Source organism: Luteolibacter flavescens, from assembly GCF_025950085.1.
Lineage (GTDB): Bacteria > Verrucomicrobiota > Verrucomicrobiia > Verrucomicrobiales > Akkermansiaceae > Haloferula > Haloferula flavescens.
In genome coordinates this window covers 1-22,362 of the sequence record NZ_JAPDDS010000014.1, presented here as the reverse complement: position 1 = coordinate 22,362, position 22,362 = coordinate 1, and the positions used below count along the sequence as shown (strand labels likewise).

10 protein-coding genes are annotated in these 22,362 nt (G+C 58.1%); 8 read left to right on the top strand and 2 right to left on the bottom strand.

Going from position 1 to position 22,362, the window contains the following annotated elements; genetic code table 11:
* Positions 1–537: 537 nt before the first annotated feature.
* Both OKA04_RS19945 and OKA04_RS19940 read right to left on the bottom strand, forming a co-directional pair.
* The gene (locus OKA04_RS19945; RefSeq protein ID WP_264502975.1) at positions 538–1,053 is read right to left on the bottom strand and encodes a hypothetical protein; all 516 of its coding nucleotides are present in this window, start codon (positions 1,051–1,053) and stop codon (positions 538–540) included.
* A gap of 15 nt (positions 1,054–1,068) precedes the next feature.
* A complete protein-coding gene (locus OKA04_RS19940; protein WP_264502974.1) occupies positions 1,069–1,287 on the bottom strand; it encodes a hypothetical protein in 219 nt (72 codons plus the stop codon).
* Positions 1,288–1,988: 701 nt separating this feature from the next.
* Between OKA04_RS19940 and OKA04_RS19935 the strand changes: the two genes are divergently transcribed.
* The 8 genes from OKA04_RS19935 to OKA04_RS19900 all read left to right on the top strand — a co-directional run bounded on the left by OKA04_RS19935 (position 1,989) and on the right by OKA04_RS19900 (position 22,307).
* Positions 1,989–3,062 carry a lipase family protein gene (locus tag OKA04_RS19935; protein WP_264502973.1) on the top strand — a complete coding sequence of 358 codons (1,074 nt, stop codon included), beginning with the start codon at positions 1,989–1,991 and terminating at the stop codon, positions 3,060–3,062.
* Positions 3,063–3,167: 105 nt separating this feature from the next.
* Positions 3,168–5,366, top strand: coding sequence for a DNA/RNA non-specific endonuclease (locus tag OKA04_RS19930; protein WP_264502972.1), 2,199 nt, complete (start codon positions 3,168–3,170; stop codon positions 5,364–5,366).
* Positions 5,367–5,480: 114 nt separating this feature from the next.
* Positions 5,481–7,118 (top strand): trypsin-like peptidase domain-containing protein, encoded by a 1,638-nt coding sequence (locus tag OKA04_RS19925; RefSeq protein WP_264502971.1) that lies wholly within the window; start codon positions 5,481–5,483, stop codon positions 7,116–7,118.
* 10 nt (positions 7,119–7,128) lie between these two features.
* A complete protein-coding gene (locus OKA04_RS19920) occupies positions 7,129–12,591 on the top strand; it encodes a trypsin-like peptidase domain-containing protein (protein ID WP_264502970.1) in 5,463 nt (1,820 codons plus the stop codon).
* Positions 12,592–12,859: 268 nt separating this feature from the next.
* Positions 12,860–14,695, top strand: coding sequence for a DNA/RNA non-specific endonuclease (locus OKA04_RS19915; protein WP_264502969.1), 1,836 nt, complete (start codon positions 12,860–12,862; stop codon positions 14,693–14,695).
* 274 nt (positions 14,696–14,969) lie between these two features.
* Positions 14,970–18,149 carry an N-acetylmuramoyl-L-alanine amidase gene (locus tag OKA04_RS19910; protein ID WP_264502968.1) on the top strand — a complete coding sequence of 1,060 codons (3,180 nt, stop codon included), beginning with the start codon at positions 14,970–14,972 and terminating at the stop codon, positions 18,147–18,149.
* Between the two features lie 433 nt (positions 18,150–18,582).
* Positions 18,583–21,261, top strand: coding sequence for a type I restriction-modification system subunit M (locus tag OKA04_RS19905; RefSeq protein WP_264502967.1), 2,679 nt, complete (start codon positions 18,583–18,585; stop codon positions 21,259–21,261).
* A complete protein-coding gene (locus OKA04_RS19900; protein WP_264502966.1) occupies positions 21,258–22,307 on the top strand; it encodes a restriction endonuclease subunit S in 1,050 nt (349 codons plus the stop codon). Before OKA04_RS19905 ends, OKA04_RS19900 begins: the two co-directional genes overlap by 4 nt.
* Positions 22,308–22,362: the final 55 nt, after the last annotated feature.

Below are 22,362 nucleotides of genomic sequence, written 5' to 3'. Positions count from 1 at the left end.
TTTTTAACAGAACGACCAGAGCGAGAAGTATAAGGATGGATATGCCGGATGTAGAAGCTCTGGACTTCAATGCATACAGTTATTGTATTGTCTATGGTAAGCCGGTAAGTGGCATGTATTATAGCTGTAAATCAACTGATTTTGATGACAAATCCCCGAGTTACGCAAGTTGTCGAAAATATGGCTGTCGATTAGTCGTGGTGAATTACGATGTTTCCGCGGACGAAGGCGTATTTTTGTATAGAATGCCTCGAGATCCGCTGCTGCGCGGTTATGATGGACTCTAGTGTAAAATTCCTTTCCCTGTTACGCACCACGCATTCATTGTCAGTCCTTGAAAATTGAAATTTGTTATGTTTTCTGGATGTCCGCATTCCCTCCGTTTTTCATCTTTGTCATGTGTACACAGCTCCCCTTCAAGCGACCTTCCCCGCAGCCCGGAGCGGCGCGCGCTGTTGCGCGCATCCGCGCCCGGGCGGCGTGGAAGGAACCGGTTTCAAGCGCGGCGTGTTGACGCCCGCGTTTGCTGGACGCGCCCTATCGCCGGGTGCGTGTCTCCTGCTGGAGCAACTGGTTGGCAGCGGCTTTCCAGCCCGAGTTGGCGATCGTGAGCTGGCAGTCCCCCCACGACACCTTGCCGGACTCGTGGAACCCCCGCATCACCGGGGATTCGTTGGAGGCGGCGAGGTCCTTGGTGATGTAAGCCCCCGCGTTCAGCTGGGGGTCGAACACGCTGCCCCGTGCCATCCCGCCGCGCAGCTCTTCCCAGAGGTCCATGAGGAAGAAGCAGGTGGTCGGGTTGGCCATGCGGGTCGGCAGGCCTGCGAGAAAGTAATGGAAGTGGAAGCGTCCGGTGCGCTCGCCCTCCTCGGCGCGCAGTACCCAGAGCAGCCGCTGGAAATCCCCGATCTTGAGCCACCGCGCGGTCTGGCGCAAGTAGGCGTACCACATGTGGTGCCGCTTGCGGTCGGAGATCCGGGCGCTCTTGAAGGTGAGCGTGCCGAAGAATTGCCAGCGGATGCGGTTGAGCACGTGGATTTCGGGGATTTCCATGACGGCTTGGACGGGTCAGGATTTGACGGTTGCGGGCGCTTCGAGAATGCGGCCGCGGAAGCGCAGCCGTCCGCCGAAGTCGGGCTTGGCCTCCTCGACGGCGAGCTCGAGCTTCCTGCCCTGAAGGGTGCCGCGGGTTCGGCCGAGGAGTCGGTCAAGGGAGACAAGGGTGACGAGTTCAACGTTTTCCGCACTCGCGTCCCCCGAGAGAAGGCGCTCGAGATGCTGCTTCATCAAAGACGCTAAGGGTGCTCGGATCCGTTGGCATCGGAAATGGATAAAAGAGGTGGTGCCTTTATTGCCTTTAAAAATTGAGAAATGCCCGAAATCAGAGAATTCCGAGAATCGGAGGAATTGAACAATAGACGGTTGTGAATGCAGTATCTGACTTAAAATCCGTTGCAGGGTAACCTGCGTGCCGGTTCGAGTCCGGCCGGTGGCACTTATTATCAATGAATTAAGTATTGGGTATTGATGGTGCCGAAAGCATAGGATGCCAATAGTGTGCCACTTCTGAAAAGCGCTCGCTTGGTCTAACATGTTTCAGGCGCTCAGCCGAGTGATGGCGGTCGTGACTGGGCAGGCGTTTAGCGTCCTAGGCAAAGATTCGGATTGGCTGGCATAAGTGCGTTGAGGCAACCCACTTTAGTCGACGCAGCTCTGGAACTTTGGGCGGATTGGCTCTTCTGGGGGAGATCACGAGGCTGACCCCAATGCCGCACTCGGCCTTTCCCAAGTGCTCTGAAAAATCCATATGACGGAGATTCAGCACCTCCGTTTGGAGCCGCCCTCAATTTCATTGACTGGGAATCCTTGCGCTACCTAACGTTAATTAGCTTGAACTCCATGGATATGCCTCCCGTCGGGTATCATCGAGAATCCCCCAGATTCGCAGTTAGGCATCGTCGAGTCAATGCATCCTCCCCCTATCGAATATGTCCCAAGAATGCACCGTCCCTCTCCACATCAGAATTTCGCTTGGTACACCAGTGCCAAAAGCAACCGCTGCTGCTGCTCTAGCGGTCGGTAAAACGCGAGCGCTCGCTACGGGTCGAACGACGAGAGATGCCGCGGAATCGACTGAGAGTGCTCGGGACTCGTATCTCGACAAGTTCAGCATTTCCTCGTTGACCAGCAGGGATTTTGATTGGCACGCCGCGCTCTCCCTGGCACTCGCCGCAAGGCTAGCGTATGCGAACGAGGAGGAGGTGAGGCGCGTTACCCGCGGATGGGGTCTCGGATCTTGTAGCTTCTTCGATTTCGATGACACCCAGTGCTTCCTCGCTTCCTCGCAGCATGCCGTGGTGGTTTCATTTCGTGGCACGGAGAATCTCGGTGACTGGATGTCGAACCTCAATGTGATCGGAACCACTCAGTCCTATGGCCGGGTCCATCGTGGCTTTCTTGGGGCATTCAAAGTTGTCGAGCAGCAGTTGCTCGGCGAACTGGCGAATCATCCCGGCAAGAAAGTCCTGCTGACCGGCCATAGCTTGGGTGGAGCCTTGGCGCTTATCGCGGCGGCGGAATGGAGTGATTCAATTCGTCCATCCTGGATCCATACCTTTGGGCAGCCGGCTGTGGGCAAGAAGAGCTTCAAGGACTTCCTCACCGCGCGCTACGACGAGAAGTACTACCGGTTTGTCAACGACCAGGATGTCGTGCCGATGATTCCACCCTTGTATCGGCATGCTGGAGAATTGATCCACTACTCCGAAGACGGGAGCTTGGAAAATGCCCTTGGCAGCGAGGAGCTGGAGTCCTTGGGGATTGATTTCGGCACCGTCAATGCGGATACGCCGATGATGACCGAGGCGGAGTTCGACCAGTTGCGCGCGCGCCTCCTATTGGCACGCTCTCAACAAGGCGGCGCAAACTTGGACAAAGAAAGCGTGGAGCAAGCCGTGCTGGAGTCGGCTGGAGAAGAAGGCGTGGAGGGCTTCCTGCCGAGCGTCTCTGATCACAGCATGGATCTCTACGTGGCGAAGACCGCCCGTCACGCCGGCTTCTAGTCCCTGTGGCCCATGCTCATGGGCAGTCATTCCGTGGAGTCGTGTGCCCTCGCCCCACTGTTCCTCCGTTTCCCATCTGCCACTCTCCACCAATAGTATGCTCGAATGAAAACTCCTCCCTCCCAAGCCCGGCTCGAAGCCAGGCGTAAGAAACTTCAAAAGCTCATTAACTCCGCCGGCGACCTCGAATCGCTCGTCCAAGGTGGCGGCGAGGAGAGCCTCGAAAGCATGGACATCGATGGTCTGCGCGGAGCCAAGATCGAGGCGCTGGACAAAGTCGTCCAGGGAGACTTCGACGCCATGCGCGAAGGCGATTTCGAGCTCACCGAAGCCGTGGTGGAAGAGAACGGTCGCCAGGTATCCTTCGTTATTAACGGCAGCTTTGAAGATCTGCCGGATCCTTGGCTCCATCTCAATGTAGGTCTCTTCCGTACGAACATCGAATCCGCGATTCCTGCGATTGGCCGGGTAGAGCGCTTCTCCGCCAGCGGCCTGTCCACGAAGCATGTCGGCACCGGCTTCATCGTGGGTAATGGTTTGATGATGACGAACCGCCATGTCGCTGCGGCGTTTGTGAAGGGAGTCGGGACCGGATCACAGCTGGCATTCATTCCCGGCATTTCTCCGGCGTTGGACTTTGGTCGGGAGCGCGATTTCATCCCTACCGATCTCATGGGGACTTTGAAAATCACCGGCATCCGGATGATCCATCCCTTCTGGGACATGGCTTTGTTGGAGGTCACGGACGTGCCCTCGGGCATCAAGCCCCTGAAGCTTTCCGTTGAGTCACCGGAGGAACTGATCAGCCGCAATATCGCCGTGATCGGCTATCCCGGTCGCGGCAACGATCGTTCGGCGAAAGCGGTCGAGTTGGAAGAGAAGAACTTCGGAGACATCTTCGGTGTGAAGCGGATCGCCCCGGGGGAGATCGATGGCCGGGAGAGCACCCTCAGCTACAAGCACCAGGTGCCCTCCATGATTCATGACTGCAGCACGCTGGCGGGTAATTCAGGCTCGGCACTAGTGGCGGTGGACTCTGGGCTGGTGCTTGGTCTGCACTTCAAGGGGATCACCCTCGAGGCAAACTTTTCGGTTCCGATGCATGAGCTCGCCCGCGATCGTCGGGTGACGGAACTTTTGGAGTTCGAGGGCATCGTACCCGCTACCAACGCGTGGGATGATTTCTGGAACAACCCGGTAGCAGAGGAAGCCATCCTAGTGAAACCGAGGACTCCGGGTGTGCGCAAGGCAGCAGCGGCCGTGCCTTCGCGCGGGATGGGCTTTGGTGTCACGGGTTCAGCAAACGATTTCACCCTGACCATTCCGCTCAATGTGTCCGTGTCCCTCGGCCAAGTCACTCAAGGTACGGCAGAATTGTCCGATGCGACAGCGGGAGCAGAGGCCCTGGAGTCATTCCAGATTCCGGTGATGTACGATGGAATGGACGAACGCACCGGCTACGATCCCGCTTTCCTCGAGTTTGAGGATGGATCGGAGGTTCCACTTCCGAAGCTCACCGCCAAGGGCGAAAAGGTGGTGGCCAGGGTTCAGGAAGGAGAGGACTTCGAGCTGAAGTACCATCACTTCTCGATCGTCATGCACAAGAAGCGACGCCTGGCACTTTTCACCGCGGCAAACCTCGATTGGCGAAGGGCCAGCCCTATGGTCAACGGGAGCAAGCCTACGCGCGGGGAACTCAGCGGGATACCGGAAGGGGTGAGTGAACAATGGGTCACCGACGACCGCATCCCGGAGGACCAGCAGCTTCCCGACATTTTCTTCACGCGTGACAACAAGGCGTTCGACAAGGGGCATCTCGTCCGCCGCGATGACATGGCCTGGGGATCTTCTTTCGAGGACATTCAGATGGCAAACGGCGACACCTACTACACCACCAATTGTTCGCCGCAGGTGAAGGGGTTCAATCAGGCGCCGTTTGGCGATTACAACTGGGGCGACCTCGAGAACATGATTCAGAAAGCGACGAAGGCGGAGAAGGCGATCCTTTTCTCCGGCCCTGTGCTTGCCAAAGACGACCGATTTTTCCTGGGGGTCACCGAGAGCGGGCCGTTGAAGATCCAGGTTCCACGCCGCTTCTGGAAGATCATTGTCGCCATGACTCCGGATGGCGTTAAGGCCTACGGCTTTCTCCCGGAGCAGGATCTTTCGGGCGTTCCCACCACCGAGGAAATGATCCTGCCTGAGGAGTGGGAAGATCACCTAGTCAGCATCAAGGAGATCGAGTCGGCTCTTGGCGGACTCGTGTCTCTGGACTGGTGTAAGAAGCATGACGTCAAGAGGTAAGAGTTTGCACCATGTTCTACTTCCGGACACGTCTTGGTTGCCATCGCTCTAGCGGTTTCGGCACCGCTGTTTTGAGCGGCATCGATTCATCCGCCTTTTACTGCGACCGAACCCATGAGTGATGCGCGCGATTGGGTTTGGTACATCGAGTGCAGGCCGTTCGCGACAAAGAACGGCTCTCAAGACCCAGACTTTGCGCCTTCCGACTCCACTTCTATGGGGTCGGCCGTGGCAGTTGAGCTGGAATCGATCAGGGATGATGGAACCAAAGAGGTCAGGAAATACTTGCTGACGTGCGGCCATGTGGTTCGGCAGAAGGCAGATGCGGGAGACAAGGATGGTTGGGGGATGAGGTTTGGAGAGATCCTATGCTTTCCTCCCCATGAAGGATACGTCTTCACGACGGAAGGTGGCCGGAAATCCGGCGAACATCAGAAGGCGATGTTTGCGGACATTCATCCAAGTTCTCCCCACGGAGCTGGTACGGTGCCTGAATCTCAGCGGCGGGAAACCAATGACTGGGCACTCCTGGAAGTCCGGGACGGAGGGTTTCAAGACTACCCTGCGGTAAAGCTTTGGTCTGTCGTCGAACCGAATCTCTTCATGCAGGTGATCGGCTATCCGGGAGGCGCAGGTCACTTGGACTCGCCCGCTTGGCCGGACCATGTAGTAGCTCCCCATTCCGCTGAAAGCTTCAGGCAAACACGGACACCGAACAAGGGGATGCTCAAGCTCGAAGGACCAGATGAAACCCGACCGGGGATGAGCGGTGGTGGAGTGTTCGGTCAAGTCACCGGCTGTTTGCTTGGACTGCACCGGGGATCACGCGATGGTATCCTGGTCCGTCATTCGATTTCCATCGAACTTATCCGGGAGCGCTTGTCCCAGGCCAATCCAGTAAGGCTTTGGCCCTGGAATGGTGGAGGACCGGTTGGTGGTGTGCTGCCTCCGTCGCCTCTACCGTCAAATCCGTGCATGTCGTTATCGCCAGGCAGGGGATCGGTGATCCCATTTATCAACCGGACCACTTTCCGAGGAATACTGCAAAAGATCAGTGATCCTGCGAGTGAGTTCAGGGCCGTTTCGCTCACCGGGCCCAACGCGAGCGGGAAGAGCTGGTCCGTTCATCTGGTCCGGCACGTGGCTGCGGAAAAAGGAATGCCGATGGCATTGCTCAATCTATCTGCAGGGCAGACTATTGCGATGGCCTGCAGGAGACTTGCCCGTGACTTGAGGCTCGATGTGAGCGGGATGGAGAAGCTCGTGCTCGAGGATCAGGCAACCGAAGAGACAATCGGCCAGAAATTCGCTTATTGGTTGATAGACGCTACCTCACCTCCCGCTCCGCCAGCAATTCCCCCGCCCCGATCAATTCTGATGGTCGACGGAATTCATACGGGCGATGGAGCTTATTCGGTGCTTTATGAGCAACTTATTGCACCACTAATCGAGGAGTTGAAGGCGGTCTCCGGATCGTGTGGCCTGATTTTGATCTTGGCCGGAAGCACTTTCCCTGCGGATCTGCCGACAAAGCCATTTGTATTAGAGGAGCACTTACAGCCACTCACCCACGAGCATGTCGCTGAATTTCTAACGGATTACGCTGCTGGTGTGAACCGCTCCTTGTCCCTTCAGGAGCACTCAATGCTCATGCTGATGATCACCGGTGGTGCAACCGGATCGTTCAACGCAGAACGGATGGCAGCGGTGACGCAGCAAACAACCTTGATACTGGAGAACGGTGTTCTCTGAGGCCACTGCCATGATGACGTCTTCTCCCAACCTTTCCGATCCGGCCAGTGCCGAAAGGATCACACGCTTGGTCGCCCTGCGCGAGAGACTAACGGCTTCGGTAGGATCGGAAGGTCTAGCCTCATTGGCGACCGGTTCAGCTCCACCTAATCAGCATGAGGCGTGGGAGGATGACTCCGTTTGGAAAGGTGACGGTGAAGCGCTCCGCAAGATCCAGAACGACGAATTTGAACAGCTATCCAGTCAGGAGGAATGGCTCTTGCTTGCCATCGCCGAGCGGGAACTCCGGCCGCTTGCCATCGTCTCCCGAGGGCGCTTCAATGATCTGCCGCCTCCGTGGACGCATTTCAATGATGGGGAAGTCCGCCGGAACGTTGAATCGGCACTCCCGTCCGTCGGGCGTATAATAGTATCAACGGAATCCGTAGGGGCACCGATGACGGTCGGAAGTGGCTTCTTGGTCGGTGAAAAGATGGTGATGACCGGACGGCAAGTTGCCGAGGTCTTTGCAAGAAGGCCAAGCAAGGGAGGGCCCGCGGAATTCATTTCCGACCGCTCGGCATGGGTGGATTTCAGTGATGACATATCGATCCAAAGCCAATTGCTTCGGATTACCGGGATCAGGATGATTCATCCTGTATTTGATTTGGCATTGCTGGAGGTTGATTCGTTGCCGCCAGAGATCAAGCCGCTGAGAATTTCTACCGCGACACCGGAGTCGCTCTCAGGGCGTGAGATCACGATCATCGGATATCCCGGCAAGTCGGCTGCACAAGGACCATTGTATCTTGATCTGGAGATGCAGACCTTTGGTGGCGTTTTTGGTGTGAAGCGAATCGGGCCTGGAACGATTCTGGGGCTGGGTGAAGTCAACAGCTTCGGCGGTGGAGGTCGCAAGGTGGCCGTGCTCAAATGCGATGTTTCGACAGTCGGTGCGTTTGGCGGTTCTGTGATCTTGGACGTCGACAGCGGCGAGGTCATCGGCATGCGGATCCAACGGCAAACCTTGGAGAACAGCTGGGCACTTCCTATGGGTTTACTTGCTTGCGACCCAAGCATTGTTGAACAGGGTATCAATTTTTCCGGCGTGCCCAATTCATCTGGAGGGTGGGATAGATACTGGGAGGCTGTCGACTTCATGCAGTCCGAGAAAGGCTCTTCGAGAGGCTCCTCCTCGACTGCGCTGGAGGCTTTGCCAGCGTCAGTCGTCGGCTCATCCGGGCCGGTTCCCTATGCCGAGGGTGAGATCGCGGCTCGCCTTGATCGCTTACGCTCTGCTTCAGCGAATGTGGCTGAAGAGTTAAGCCTCAGTACCCGGCTCCATCATGCCGCCGCAGTACTCGCAGCTTTCTATCCGGAGAAATTGCGTGCATTTGGCGAGAAGAAGCCGTTACGGAAGGAAGAGGCCGCTCACTTCCTTCAGGCAGACAGCTTGCCGAATCCCTATGCTGAAGAAGACGAGGATCTGAGGTGGAGCTTGGCACCCGGTCCGCGCAAGCAGGCACTGCGTGAATTGCAGACCGCGGCGAAGATGCAGGAAGCACTCGCCCACAATCCGGGGCAGGCGACAGACATCCCCATCCAAGAGGTGCTTGAGCACGCCATCCGGATGAAAACCTTCGACCTTTCAAGCATGGACGTCGCGGAGCTCAATCTGCTCGCAACGGTGTCCGAATGGTTGGAAGGCACCGAGCCGGGGAGACCTCTTCCGCCACCATCCGCGATTTTGCCCGAGATCGAGAGCCGCCGCGATCGCGCGCTGCTAGGGCGTCTTGTCAGCGATACCTTTGTAGGCAGGCAGGATGAGATAGACTGGATACAAGTGCACCTAATGACGACAATTCCCGAGGTGTGCTTCATCGCCGGCTACGGCGGGATGGGAAAGTCCGCTCTGATCTCCCGGGCTCTGCTGCAGTGGGAGCGACTCCCGACAGTGGATCTTTTCGCCCAGCCGCCGTCGATTCATCAGCCCGACCATCTCTGGGTCCGGGTGGACATGCACCACTCAATGGTGAATCCCGAGAATCCTTCAAGCGTGCTCCGTCAGGCCGCCCAGCAGCTGATGAGGTCTCATCCGAACTATTCGAGCTGGCTGATGGAGTTTGTGAATTTGGCTGGAAGCCAGGAGATCCGTCAGGATCGGGTTTCCCTCGAGTCGTCTTCCCCGCACGATTTCGAGTCGGATCTTTGGGAGCAGTTCGCGAATATCTGTTCGCAGATCCTAGCGTCGTCCACACAGCGCCTGCTGTTGTGGATCGATACGTTTGAAGAAGCCCAGTATCTTGGAGACTCCGTGGCCAACCGTTTGATTTCGATGGCTAGCCAGCTGACCCACATCCAGCCGAAGATCCGCGTTTTGATTTCGGGCCGGGCTTTGCCGCCGACACTGGAGGTGGCGAGCAAGCAGAAAGGATCGCAGCTACCGGAACCGGGCACTTCGCTCTTTATTCTCGCTCAGGACGATCCGCCTTTGAATGCGCTCGTTTTGAAGGAACTCCCGCAATCCAATGCCACTGATCTCCTGGAACGACTTGTTAGCCAGGAAGAGAGAGTCTCCAACGCACCTTCCAAGCTCGAGGCCAAGTTGATTCCCCAGGCGGCAAACATTCTCGGGGGAAATCCTCTCACGCTGAGACTCGCCGCTCCCGTTCTCGTCGCCGAAGGTGCCAAAAATGCCGCAAAGCTTTCGACAATTGCGGAAGAAGCGCGCCAAAAGTATCTGGTGAGCCGCATCGTGGCGCATCTTCATGATCGCAAGCTGGAGAAGATCATGTTGCCCAGCTTGGAACTGCGTGTGATCAGCCCTGCGGTAATACGCGAGGTTCTGGCCGGTCCGTGCGGCTTGGAGGAATTGAGCGAGGAGGTCGCAACCAAACTTTTCTCGCGCCTGCGCCGAGAGATCACCCTGGTGGAACCAGGCAGCGACGTGGGTGATGGGTTCCGCTACCGGCATGATATTCGCATGATAATGTTGCGCGAGCGCAACAACCATCTATCCGCCAAGGCACGCAGGGTCCACAAGGAGGCCGTGGTCTGGTGGACGAAGCAAGAAGGCTTCATCGCACGGGCCGAAGAGATCTATCATCGACTACGCCTGAGCGAGGATGTGGAGAAGCTGCAGGGCCGCTGGATTCCGGAGGCTGGGCAGCTCCTGCGCTCAGTGCTTGAAGAATTGCCTGAGGGTTCCCGGCAGAAGCTCTGGCTCGCACAGAAGCTGAACGTTGTTCTGAACTCAGAAGAGTCCGCCGAGGTGAGCCAAGCCGACTGGGAACAGCAAACGGCGATCGAGTCCCAACGTCTCCTGATCGAGAACAATCCGCAAGGGGCGCTCAACGTCCTTTCACGGCGTGAGGAGCGTCTTCCGGGAAGTCCGCTTTTTGCCCTGGAGAGTCGTGCTCATCTTTTCGCCGGCGACGACAATCGGGCGCTGGAAATCGCTTGGGAAGGAATTTCTGCCTGCCGCGATAAGTCCAAGGCTATGGCGGTGGACCTCGCGCTTCTTGTTGGCTTCATTCATGAGCGGCGCGGGGAATTTGAGGAGGCCCGTACAGCGGTGGCAGAGGCAGTGATCATCAGTCGTCAAACGGATGACAAGCTCATGCATCTGCGCGCTCAACTCCGTGTGCGCCGTCTACAGCGGCTAAACACGATGAGGGGTGGCAGGAAGCAATCGGCCTACCTTGCCCCACCCAAGACCCTGCTCAAGGCAGCCCACGCCGTGCCGGATTCCCTGCTCAGTGGCAGTCCTTCCTTGTTGCGCGAGTTGGCGGCCGAACTGGGAGTTGCTGAGCCTTCGTTTCTTCGATTGGCATCAGGAATTTTGCTGGATGAGGTGCTTTCATCCGTGCCGCCTGCCGAGGTGCTGGAGATGATGCAGTCGATGCAAATGATCGACCGAAAGGAGTGGGAGCTGCTCTCCGCTGTGGGGCGCCAGGCGGAGCTGGTAAGGATGGCCCGCAGTAGATTCGAGGAACGTTTGCATCAGAGGCGCTCTTCAGCGCTCAAGCCCTTTTATATCGCCCTGCAGGATCTCTTCCGCAGATCGGTTGATGCTGCCCTGCGCAAAGAGTACACGCCTTCCCGTTCGGTGAGCAATTCGGTCCCGACGCGATCCACAAAGTCACGGCAAGTGCTTAGGATAGACAGCGTTTTTCTCAAGCAACTGACCTCGCTCATTTCCCATGCTCCGGCCGAGTGGCTGGACACAATTGCGCGGCATGTACTCCACGATGACATTTCCAGGCTGGGCTACGGTCTGGACCAGAAGGCGACCGCCCAAGAGATCATAAGACGTGCGAATGAGTTCCAACGCCTCCCCGAACTCATCGATGGCGTCGGCGTCCTGATGGGCGCGGACTCGAAGGTTTTCAAGATGCTCCGCAAGTCATTCGACAAGTGGTACTACGACAAGCTTTCCCCTGCTCCCGCCACTCGCCCGAAAAAGACACGCCCACCTGGGGTCGCCCGAAAAACACCACCACCAATCTCTTCCTCAATGAAAAAAGCAGCCAAGAAAAAGTCAGGACCTATCACGATGGATGAACTCCAGCAGGAAGTGCTGGAAGGTAATATCTCGACCATGGAGCTGGGCACCTACTTCATCGAGTTGCCTCCCGATGGGGAGAGTCTCGAGCCGAAGTTCATCCTCAATCCCGAGAAGGTCATCGTTCCTCCCGAGGAAGAGACTTTGGAATCCGCGCTCTTGATGAATTCCGCCAACAAGCTCTTTGCTTGGCTGCGCAAGGTGGAATATGAGAAGAAGATCAAGAAAGGCGGTCCCAATCTGATTCGTGCGATCGCAGAGGGCGACTCCTGGTTCCAGTATCCGAAGATCCTGTGGGATGTCATCGACAAGCTCAGTGAGCGTCCGGATCTCGCCATTCGTTGTTTCAGCGCCGCGGGTGACGTGCTCAGCAACATGGTGGCGAATCCTCAATTCGTGGAAGCGATCCGCTCGGAGAAGCCAAAGTATTTCCTGCTTAGCGGCGGCGGCAATGACTTGGTCGATGGTCAGGGCCTTCGACTCCTGCTGAAAAAGTACGACCCAAAGCTGAAACCGGCGCAATACCTTAACGACAATTACACCGCTTTTCGAGCTCGCATCACGCGGCTCTACAAGGACATCCTCACGCTGATCTTCCGCGAGAGCCCAACGATTCACGTGATTTGCCACGGCTACGCCTACGCTATTCCGGACAGCAAGCGCGGTCCTTGGCTCGGCAAGCCGATGGAAGAGCTCGGCATCCGGGACCGCACCCTCCAGTTCTCCATCATGAAGGTCATCGTCGATGACATCCAGTCCGCCATCAAGTCCGGCATCGCCCAGGCCACCGATGGCACCTCCTTCAAGGTGTCCTTCGTCGACAACCGGAAGACCATCCCGACCGAAGGCAAGTGCTGGCACGATGAGTTCCACCCCACCGACGAGTACTTCGCGAAGGTGGCGGACAAGATCAGCAAGCTGATCAAGTAATTCCTAGGCGACCTCTCGCCTTGGGCGAGCAGCCCGCCCCCATCAGGCATCGGGAAGAGAGGTTCCCGATGCCGGTTCCCGACAACGGTGCCATCTTCAATTCCGCTTGGGATCACATCCCGCCATCGCCGATGAACGGCGGTTGTCACTGCGGAGTCCCGGCGGCACCGGCAATACCGATTCATCGTGCATCCATTTGGAGTCCATGGAGGTCCATGAACGCCCCCGCAAGATTCTCCCCCCCTAATCTCATATCCCCAACTGTAAGATGAACAGCAAATCCCCACTCAAGAACCTCCTCGCCGATCAAGAAGTGATGGAGGAGATCCGCAGCGCCCACGGTAACATGGCAACCCGGACCGAGGCTGCCACCGATGGCTCCGAATCGACCCTCGACGTTCTGCTGGGCGGAGACGAATCCGCGCTTAGCGAGGGCGCCTATACCCAGACCGAGGCGATCATCCTGCTGACCGGCCGTCCTCCGCTGATCATCCAGGATGGTGTTTGGCAAACTCCCGAGCTTGCCTCTATCCGCAAGCGGCTCGACAAGTCGGCCGACGCACTCAAAAAGCTGATCCCAAAGGTTGGGCGGGTAGAAGTCGTGGACCGCAGCAACTACGTCGGCACCGGCTGGATGATCGATGAAGGCGTGATGATCACCAATCGCCACGTGGCCGAGGTATTCGCCGAGCGCAGTGGCAATGTCTTCTCCTTCCGCCGGGATCCGGACCAGCAGGTTCTCCAGGCCCGGGTGGACTTCAAGCGGGAGTATCAGCGCAGCGACACCGCCTTCGCCCAAATTTCGGAAATCATCTATCTTGAGGAGAAGGGAGGCGTCCGTCCGGACATGGCGATGGTGCGCCTCGCCCCGAACGGCGGGTCATTGCCGGAACCCGTTGAGCTCGATGATGCGAATCCAGAGTTCGATACCGACATTGCCGTCATCGGCTACCCGGCGGAGGACCCGCGCAACGATGCCTTCGCCATGCAGGACATCTTCCGGGGCGTCTACAAGGTGAAGCGGCTCAGTCCTGGCAAGGTCCGCGGCGTGGACTTCGATGGAAAACGACTGATGCACGATTGCACCACGCTCGGGGGAAACTCCGGCTCGGTGGTCTTCAATCTCAATACTGGAAAAGCCTGTGGCCTCCATTTCTCGGGAGACTACCGCGTCAACAACTACGCCGTCTCCGTCGGTTGGCTGAAGGCACGGCTCGCGGAGATCGGGTCGAACCGGCTCATCAGCATCCCTTCCGTGGCACCGGCTCCGGACAAACGCCAGCCTACGGAAGAGGTCGAGACCTTGGGGTACGACCCGGTCTTCCTGGGGGCAGACTTCGAGATTCCCCTGCCGGAGATCACCGCCGCGGTCGACATCGCTCCCGTCACGGGATCGGAGGAAGGAGAGCTCAAGTACACTCACTTCTCGATCGTCATGAATTCCCGCCGGCGCATGCCCTACTTCACGGCCTGCAATATCGATGGTGGCAAGATGTTCAACTTCACCCGTGGCAACGACCAGTGGTTCTTCGACGCGCGGATCGACGAAGCCTTCCAGATCGGCGAGGATCTCTACGGGCGCAACCCGCTGGACCGCGGTCACCTCGTGCGACGGTTGGACCCTGCGTGGGGAGATAGCCGCGAAGAAGCCAAGCGTGGCGAGGAGGACACCTTCTACTTCACGAACTGTACGCCCCAACACAGCCGCCTCAACCAGCGGACCTGGTTGAGCCTGGAGGACTACGTCCTTGGCAATGCGACAACGCATGACTTGAAGGTCACCGTATTCACCGGGCCGGTAATGGCCGGTACGGACCGGGAATACCGTGGGGCCCTGATTCCGGAGGAGTACTGGAAGGTCGTTGTGATCGTGAGCTCGCACACGGGCCAGCTCAGTGCCACCGGCTACTTGCTCAGCCAAGCCGACTACCTGGGAGATCTTGAGTTCGTGTTCGGCGAATTCCGCACCTACCAGCTTCCGCTGGCTCAAGTGGCTGAAAAGACCGGCCTCAGCTTCGGCGACCTGACCCGCTACGACCCCTTGAATCAAGCTGAGGGACAGCCGATCCGCCTCATCTCCGGCAACGCCGATATTGCACTGTAGGGCCGTTTCATATATGGGCTCCAGTAGCGCTTGATGTTCGATCTCCCCTACCTCCAGAGCGCCGCCCGGTCTTTCGGACTGGGTGCGGTTCTCTGGAGTCGCCTTCCGCACCCTGAGGGCATGTTCATGCCGGGCGGGGTAGGAAAGGGGAGTGGCGGTATGACTTCGGAGATGCTGGCTCCGGAGTCATCGACATCGTAGAGTGCGCCGGCACACTTGGCGGTGTTGACCCGGATCAAGAAGCGACCCCTGAGTTCATTAAACCTCCCCCTGTATGATCGTTGAGTATCCCGCGAGCGCGGTTTGGTATATCGAGGCCAGGCCTTGGAACGAAAATGGCATGGCCCCGGCGGACCCGGAGAAAATGGGCAGCGGTGTAGTCGTGGAGCTTGAGCAGTTGGACGGAGAGTCAAATTCGTATGCCCCCCGACGAATCAAAAAATATATCCTTACCTGTGCCCATGTGGTGCGCCGTGATAGTGATGACTCGCTGCTTCGGGAGATCGTCTGCTTTCCACCGGGCAAAGGCTATTTGCGGACGGAAAAGGATTCGCGTCGATCAGGCTCATTGAGCGAGAGTTTCGCTCGATTGGCACGGGTATCCAGCTTGTCACCTTGCGGCGGAACTTTGGGTGCTCGTCCGGAGAGTTTGCAAGCGGCGTCGCAGGACGATTGGGTCCTTTTGGAGATCGATGACGAGGCACCGAGCATTGAAGAACGCTTCCAGAAGCAGGATTCGGCTTTGGGCTGGGCGCAGGTAAAGATGGACGAATCCTTGAAAGTGATCGGATATCCCGGCGGCGCCGGTACGATTGCCGGCAAAGAGGCCGCAAGGAGGAAGGACGAGCACGGGAAAGCGCACTATTGGATCTCAGGCTATCCGATCGAGCCTGCGGCGCCCGAGGACTTTGAGGCAAAGGGGAACTCTCCTCCCGGCCTGATTGACTACATTGGCGACGATGAAGTAAGGCCTGGAATGAGCGGAGGCGGCGTGTTCTGGAACAACAAGCTTGTCGGCATTCACCGCAGCTCGACCGACGTCGCCATGCGCCGCGGAGCGATCGAAGCGGACGAGATCGAGAAATGGCTTCTCAGTCACAAGAAGCTCCGTCCGATACGATACGCTGAGAGCACCGAAGTCATTCCGCTCCCCCCTCTGAGTATCACCACAGCAATCAATGGCGGGGTTGGTGGAGCCGCTGTTTCCGGTTCTTCGCGCATCCAAACCTTGGTACCCACCGTTGATACCGGATTGGCGCGTTGGCAAAAGAAGATCGGACATTGGGTTTCGGTCATCTCGCAACATCCCGCCAAACACCGGAAAGAGTACCTTGCCACCGCAAGCGGCGGCAGCGTGTGCGCAATCATGGTCTCCCTTGGGATGCTCGAATGCGGTACCTTTGGAAGTGTCGCCCAGGGGAGCAGTGGCTTCCGGTCGCGGTTCCAGAGGAGCTGGAGCGACAACAACCGGCATGTCTTTAACGAGGGATTGAATGCCCGGGTGACGACTCGCAACGCTCCGGAGATGGTTCGACACTATCAAACGGTCACCCTCTCAGGGACGGAGATCCCGGTCCGCCGGCGCATCGTCGTGGAGCAAGGCGGAACCCTCGTAATCGAGCCGGGCGCACATCTCTCCTTCGATCCGGGGACTGGGTTGGAGGTGCACGGGGTGCTGAAAGCGAAGGGTGGGGCTGAACCCGGGAAAAACATCGTCTTTACCGCTGCCGCGCCAGCCGAGGGGTGGCGTGGCATTCTCTTCCGCGGGCCGGGGGTCAAGGGAAGCAAGCTCGACTACTCCGAGGTCTCCTGCGGACGGGGGACCCCACTTGCATTCAATGTTGACTCGTTCGCCGTGGTAGCGGGAAGCGACGGTCGCTTCTTTTCTGCTCCGAATCCTCCCGATCCGAAGGGGCTGCCTGCCGGTGGCGGGTTGGTATTTTCCGAAGCCCAGGGCGTTCAGTTGGAGAATTGCTTGTTCACCCGGAACCTCTCTCAGGCCGGAGGGGCTGCCTATATCCACAAATCCAATGAACTGCATTTCGTAAGCTGCCGCTTCGAGGGGAACCTAGCCTACTCTGAATATAGTAGTGCCCAGGTGCCCGTAAGCCAACGGCCGATTCGGACGGCTTCGCCCGGTGGCGCGGTTTTCCTGCAGGATTCGCACTCGATCAACTTCCGTGGCTGCCAATTCACCGGAAACCAGAGCCTAGCCCGCTTCAGTTGCGGAGGCGCGATCTATGCCGGCTTTTGGGCTTCCTGTTCGATCGTTGACTGCCATTTCAAGAACAATGTCGCCTCAAACGCAGGCGGAGCCATCTATGCCCTGTCTTCCACGCCCCGTTTTCAAGGCACCATCCGGCCGATGAATCCAGAGTCCGGCTACAGGACGACGGTCGATATTGCGGGCGGTACTTTTACCAACAACCGCGCGCTAGCCCACTTGGCGAATCCGAAATCAACTTGGGCTTCGCATGGCTCGGAGATCGCCGTCGATCTGGGGACTGATGTGAAGATCCAAGAATCGGAATTCCTGAACAACACCAGCGAAGGCCGCATGGTTCAAGCTGATGACAATCAGCCTGCAGACGAGTTCAGGAGCCCTCGAACTTCCCTCTCGGCGACCAACTTGACCATGCGTTCCCCTTGGACCAGCGCGGCCGAGATCAAGCCATTTGGTAGCTACATCAACCAACAGGAGCTCGCGATCATCTCGCCCACCGTAAGCCACGTCGTGGTGGCTGCCGCTCCGCCGGCGACGATCAGTCCCGGGCTTGCCGGGGTCACGGACCGGCTGATGATGCCGGAGAGCCGGATCTTCGGGGGGAAAACGGAGACCTATTCCGCGCTTCGTCCCTCGGAAGTTAAGATCGACACGGTGGTGATCCATCATGTCAGTGCCATCAACTGGGATGAGCCCGGAGCGGGAATCAACGAGGAGATCAAAGCCGAAATGGCGTCTCAGGCCGCAACCCTGCATGGTGACGCGAAGGCCTTCTCTCCGGAACTCTGCCGGGCCATCTTTCTGGGCTCGGGTGTCTCCTGTCACTATATGATTGATCGGGAAGGCCAAGTCTTCCGGTTGGTCCCGGAAAGCTTGGCCGCGTGGCACGCCGGAGTTTCCAAAATGCCCGCACCGGACGATCGCACCAAGGTGAACGACTTCTCCATTGGCATCGAGCTGATCGGCATGCATCCATCGAACTACCCTAGGCTTGCCGATCCGGAGAAGGGAAAGGGATACACTCCGGAGCAATACGAATCCCTGCGCTCGCTGCTCTTGAACATTTGCGGGAGACACCCAATCACCCACGTCGTAGGTCATGACGAAATCGCTGGAGATTCTGCAATATCCCGAGGCATCCAGAGGGATATTCCTAAGACGGATCCGGGCCCGGATTTCGATTGGAGCCGCGTGCGCCAAAGCGGAAGTTACCACCCGATCCTGAGATAGTAGCTGGCATTACAGTAAGAATCCCACAACCCAAGCGGACTAACCGGTTTTTTATGAGCTGCTAGGACCCTGCCACTTAGCTCTACCACTGTTTCCTTGGTGTGAATTCGTTGGCTTGTTGGGAAGCGTCCCGCTTCTCGACGCTCAAGGGATGGAGGTTTGTTCTCGCGGCGTCATCCCTCATAAACTGGACCATCGGAACCTATTGGAATTACTACGTCGCCAAGCTTCAGGCTATTCCGTAGCTGGAAACACGAGGCGGCATGCGTGACGCACTCGAATTAATTGTAATCCCAGCGGTCGTGGACCGCTTACACCTCCGAACCAGATGCAGAGTTTACTTGCGGACCTAGATGGTTGCCAAATGCACGTCTAATTTGTCTGATTTGGGCGCTGCCGCCGCCTCTGGGTGGGCGGGGCTTCCCGTGCTTCCATGACCCGCGAAAAGATCACCCTCTCGCAGCTCGAATCCTTCCTCTTCAAGTCCGCGGACATCCTCCGGGGGAAGATGGATGCCTCGGAATTCAAGGAATTCATCTTCGGCATGCTGTTCCTCAAGCGCTTGTCGGACGAGTTCGACCTGAAGCGCGAGGCGATCAAACGCGACTATGCGCACCTTGCCAGTCAGTCGGCGCTGCTGCGGGAGCTGTTGGAGGACAAGGCGACCTACGGCGAGACCTTCTTCGTGCCGGCGCGGGCCCGGTGGAACGAGTCGTGGACGGACGACAACGGCGACGAGGTGCCGGCGCTGAAGGACCTGAAGCAGGACATCGGTGGCATGCTCAACAAGGCGATCGCTGCGGTGGAGGATGAGAACGACGCGCTTGCCGGGGTGCTGAAGAACAACATCGATTTCAACGCGGTGAAGGGGAAGACCAAGATCCCCGATCATAAGTGGAAGGACCTGCTCGACCACTTCAGCCAGCCGGGCTTCCGGCTGGTGAATGACAACTTCGAGTTCCCGGACCTGCTCGGTGCGGCGTACGAGTACCTGATCAAGTACTTCGCCGACAGTGCGGGCAAGAAGGGCGGGGAGTTCTACACGCCGGCCGAGGTCGTTCGGCTGCTGGTGCAGATCGTGAAGCCGGAGGCGGGGAACACGATTTACGACCCGACTGTCGGTTCGGGCGGCTTCCTGATCCAGAGCCACCAGTATGTCGAGGAGCAGGGCGAGAATGCGAACGACCTCGCCCTCTACGGCCAGGAGGCCAACGGTACCGTGTGGTCGATCTGCGTGATGAACATGATCCTCCACAACATCACCCGCTTCACCATCGAGAACGGGGACACGCTAGAGGAACCGCTGATCCTGGAGAATGCCAGCCCGAAGAAGTTCAACCGCGTGCTGGCGAATCCGCCGTTCTCGCAGAACTACAGCCGGGTCACCCTGAAGTTTCCCGCCCACTTCCGCGAGTGGTGCCCGGAGACCGGGAAGAAGGCCGACCTCATGTTCGTCCAGCACATGCTGGCCAGCCTCAAGGCCGATGGACACATGGCCACCGTGATGCCGCACGGAGTCCTATTCCGCGGCGGAAAGGAAAAGCTGATCCGCGAGCTGCTGGTCGAGGACGACGTGATCGAGGCCATCATCAGCCTGCCGCCGGGGCTCTTCTACGGCACCGGTATCCCGGCCTGTGTGCTGGTCCTGAACAAGAACAAGCCGGACGCGCTGCAGGAGCAGATCCTCTTCATCAATGCCGACCGCGAGTTCGCCGAGGGCAAGAACCAGAACAAGCTCCGGCCCGAGGACATCGAGAAGATCGACCACGTCTTCACCCACAAGCTCACCCTGCCGAAATACAGCCGGCTGGTGCCCAAGTCGGAGATTGTCGGAAAGCACGATTTCAACCTGAACATCCGCCGCTACGTGGACAACACGCCGGACCCGGAGCCGGAGGACGTCCAGGCCCACCTGATCGGCGGCGTGCCGGAAAGCGAGGTTGAGGCCTGCCACGGCCACTTCGGCAAGTTCGGCATTTCTCCGCACCTGCTCTTCGCGGGGCTTGATGATCGGCCGGGCTACCTCGGCTTCCTGCCGGCCATCGTCGGCCGTCCGGCGATCAAGGCAACGCTGGAGGCAGATCCCGCGTTGCGCTTCACCTTTACCCGTCATCGCGAGACGCTGGAGGCGTGGTGGGAGGTTGCCCGCGATGACTTCGCTCTGCTGCGCAGCGGCAAAAAGATGCCGGAGGTACGCCACGAGTTGCTCGCCGGCCTGAAGGCCAGCCTCATCCCGCTCGGGGTGCTCGATGAATTCCAGAGCGCCGGCGTGTTCGTGAATTGGTGGCAGCAGATCCGCTACGACCTGAAAACCATCGTTTCCACCGGCTGGCACCACACCCTCATCCCGGACGCCTACCTCATTGCCGCCTTCTTTCAGGCCGAGGCGGATGCCATCGATGCGTTGGAGGGAAAGATCGGCGAACTCCAGGGTGAGCTGGCTGAGGCCGTCGAGACGGCCCAGGAAACCGCCGCCTATGAGGCGGAGGAAGACGAGACCGTCACCGCTGCCGTGATCAAGAAGGCACTCAAGGAGCTCATCGACGATCTCAAGGGCAGCACCGGTGAGTCGGCGAAGAAGGAGCTGAAGGCTTTGCAAGCTCAGGAGCGGGCGATCACCGCACTCGAAAAGCGGATCAAGGACGGCAAGGCCGAGCTCAAGCTTCTGGCCGATGAACTTGATCTCAAGCTCCAGCTCAAGCGAGTGGGGGACGCCGACTTCAAGGCGGAGAGTTTGGCTCTTCTCCAACAGGTGGCGGACCAGATGGCCGATCTCGACCCGACGAAGAAAGAGGACAAGAAGAAGCTCGCCGCCCTGCAGCGAGACGCGGCTTCCCTTGATGCACGGTTGGCCAAGACCGACGCGGTGTTCGCGGGTATCGGTGGCAAGCTCACGGACGAGGAAGCGAAGACACTCATCTTGAAAAAGCTCCACGACCTCGCGACCGGCCAGCTCGACCGCTACCTCAATGCCGGCAAGCGGGAGCTGATCCGGGCGGTCGAGAATCTGTGGGACAAATACGCCGTTTCCAGTCGAGTCTTGGAAGCGGAGCGAACCGAGACACTCGTGACGTTGAATGGGTTTCTCACCGGACTGGGGTATTTGAAATGAGTGCGCCTTGGCCCATTCGGAAACTTCGACAAATTGCTGATGTTCGAGCCAGTAATGTCGACAAGAAGACCTACCCCAGTGAGGTGCCCGTCAAGCTCTGCAACTACATGGATGTCTATTCCAATGAGTATGTAACCGGGCGGATTGACTTCATGGTCGCGACCGCGACACCCGAAGAGATTGAGCGCTTCGGTCTTGTCGCTGGCGATGTGGTTATCACTAAGGATTCCGAAACTCCGGACGACATTGGGATTCCTGCCGTGATCTCTGAAAAGGTCGACGGCTTGGTATGCGGCTACCACCTCGCCCTCATTCGACCAAAGGCCGACGAACTTGATTCGGTCTATTTGGCCAAGCAGCGTTCGACGTCAAAAGTGGCTCGATATTTTTCGCTGCAGGCGAGCGGATCCACACGATATGGCCTGCCCGTGTCGGCGATTGAGTCGGTCGAGATCCCAACGCCCCTCAAACCCGAACAAACCAAGATCGCCGAGATCCTCTCGACGGTGGACCGGGCCATTGAGCAGACGGAGGCGCTGATCGCCAAGCAGCAGCGCCTCAAGACCGGGCTGATGCAGGATCTCCTCACCCACGGCATCGATGAGCACGGCAACCTCCGCTCCGAGAAAACCCATAAGTTCAAGGACTCGCCGTTGGGCAGGATCCCGATGGAGTGGGAGGTGAGTTTTCTAGATAGCCTCTCAGAAAGGGGCAGTGGGCACACACCTAGCAAAAGGAATCCGTCCTACTGGAATGGAGGTGTCAAGTGGGTCTCCCTTGCGGATTCCAGTAGCCTCGATCGGCTCTTCATTCATGAAACCGAGAAGGAGATTAGTGAGCTTGGCTTGGAGAACTCGTCTGCCGTTTTGCACCCCAAGGGGACTGTGATTTTATCCCGGGATGCTGGGGTCGGTAAGAGCGCGATTTTGGGAGACTCAATGGCAGTGAGTCAGCATTTCATGGCTTGGAGGTGCAAGGCGAAGTGCTTGGAAAACACATACCTCTACTACTGGCTGCAAAGGGATAAGAAGCCGTCTGAAAAATAACTCATGCTGTAATTCTCGCCAGCATGCGCCTCGACATCGACAGGTGGATGAGGGC

Coding starts and splice junctions, on each gene's coding strand:
- OKA04_RS19945 (WP_264502975.1), bottom strand. CDS start 1,053: ATGGAAATCCCCGAAATCCACGTGCTCAACCGCATCCGCTGGCAATTC.
- OKA04_RS19940 (WP_264502974.1), bottom strand. CDS start 1,287: ATGAAGCAGCATCTCGAGCGCCTTCTCTCGGGGGACGCGAGTGCGGAA.
- OKA04_RS19935 (WP_264502973.1), top strand. CDS start 1,989: ATGTCCCAAGAATGCACCGTCCCTCTCCACATCAGAATTTCGCTTGGT.
- OKA04_RS19930 (WP_264502972.1), top strand. CDS start 3,168: ATGAAAACTCCTCCCTCCCAAGCCCGGCTCGAAGCCAGGCGTAAGAAA.
- OKA04_RS19925 (WP_264502971.1), top strand. CDS start 5,481: ATGAGTGATGCGCGCGATTGGGTTTGGTACATCGAGTGCAGGCCGTTC.
- OKA04_RS19920 (WP_264502970.1), top strand. CDS start 7,129: ATGATGACGTCTTCTCCCAACCTTTCCGATCCGGCCAGTGCCGAAAGG.
- OKA04_RS19915 (WP_264502969.1), top strand. CDS start 12,860: ATGAACAGCAAATCCCCACTCAAGAACCTCCTCGCCGATCAAGAAGTG.
- OKA04_RS19910 (WP_264502968.1), top strand. CDS start 14,970: ATGATCGTTGAGTATCCCGCGAGCGCGGTTTGGTATATCGAGGCCAGG.
- OKA04_RS19905 (WP_264502967.1), top strand. CDS start 18,583: ATGACCCGCGAAAAGATCACCCTCTCGCAGCTCGAATCCTTCCTCTTC.
- OKA04_RS19900 (WP_264502966.1), top strand. CDS start 21,258: ATGAGTGCGCCTTGGCCCATTCGGAAACTTCGACAAATTGCTGATGTT.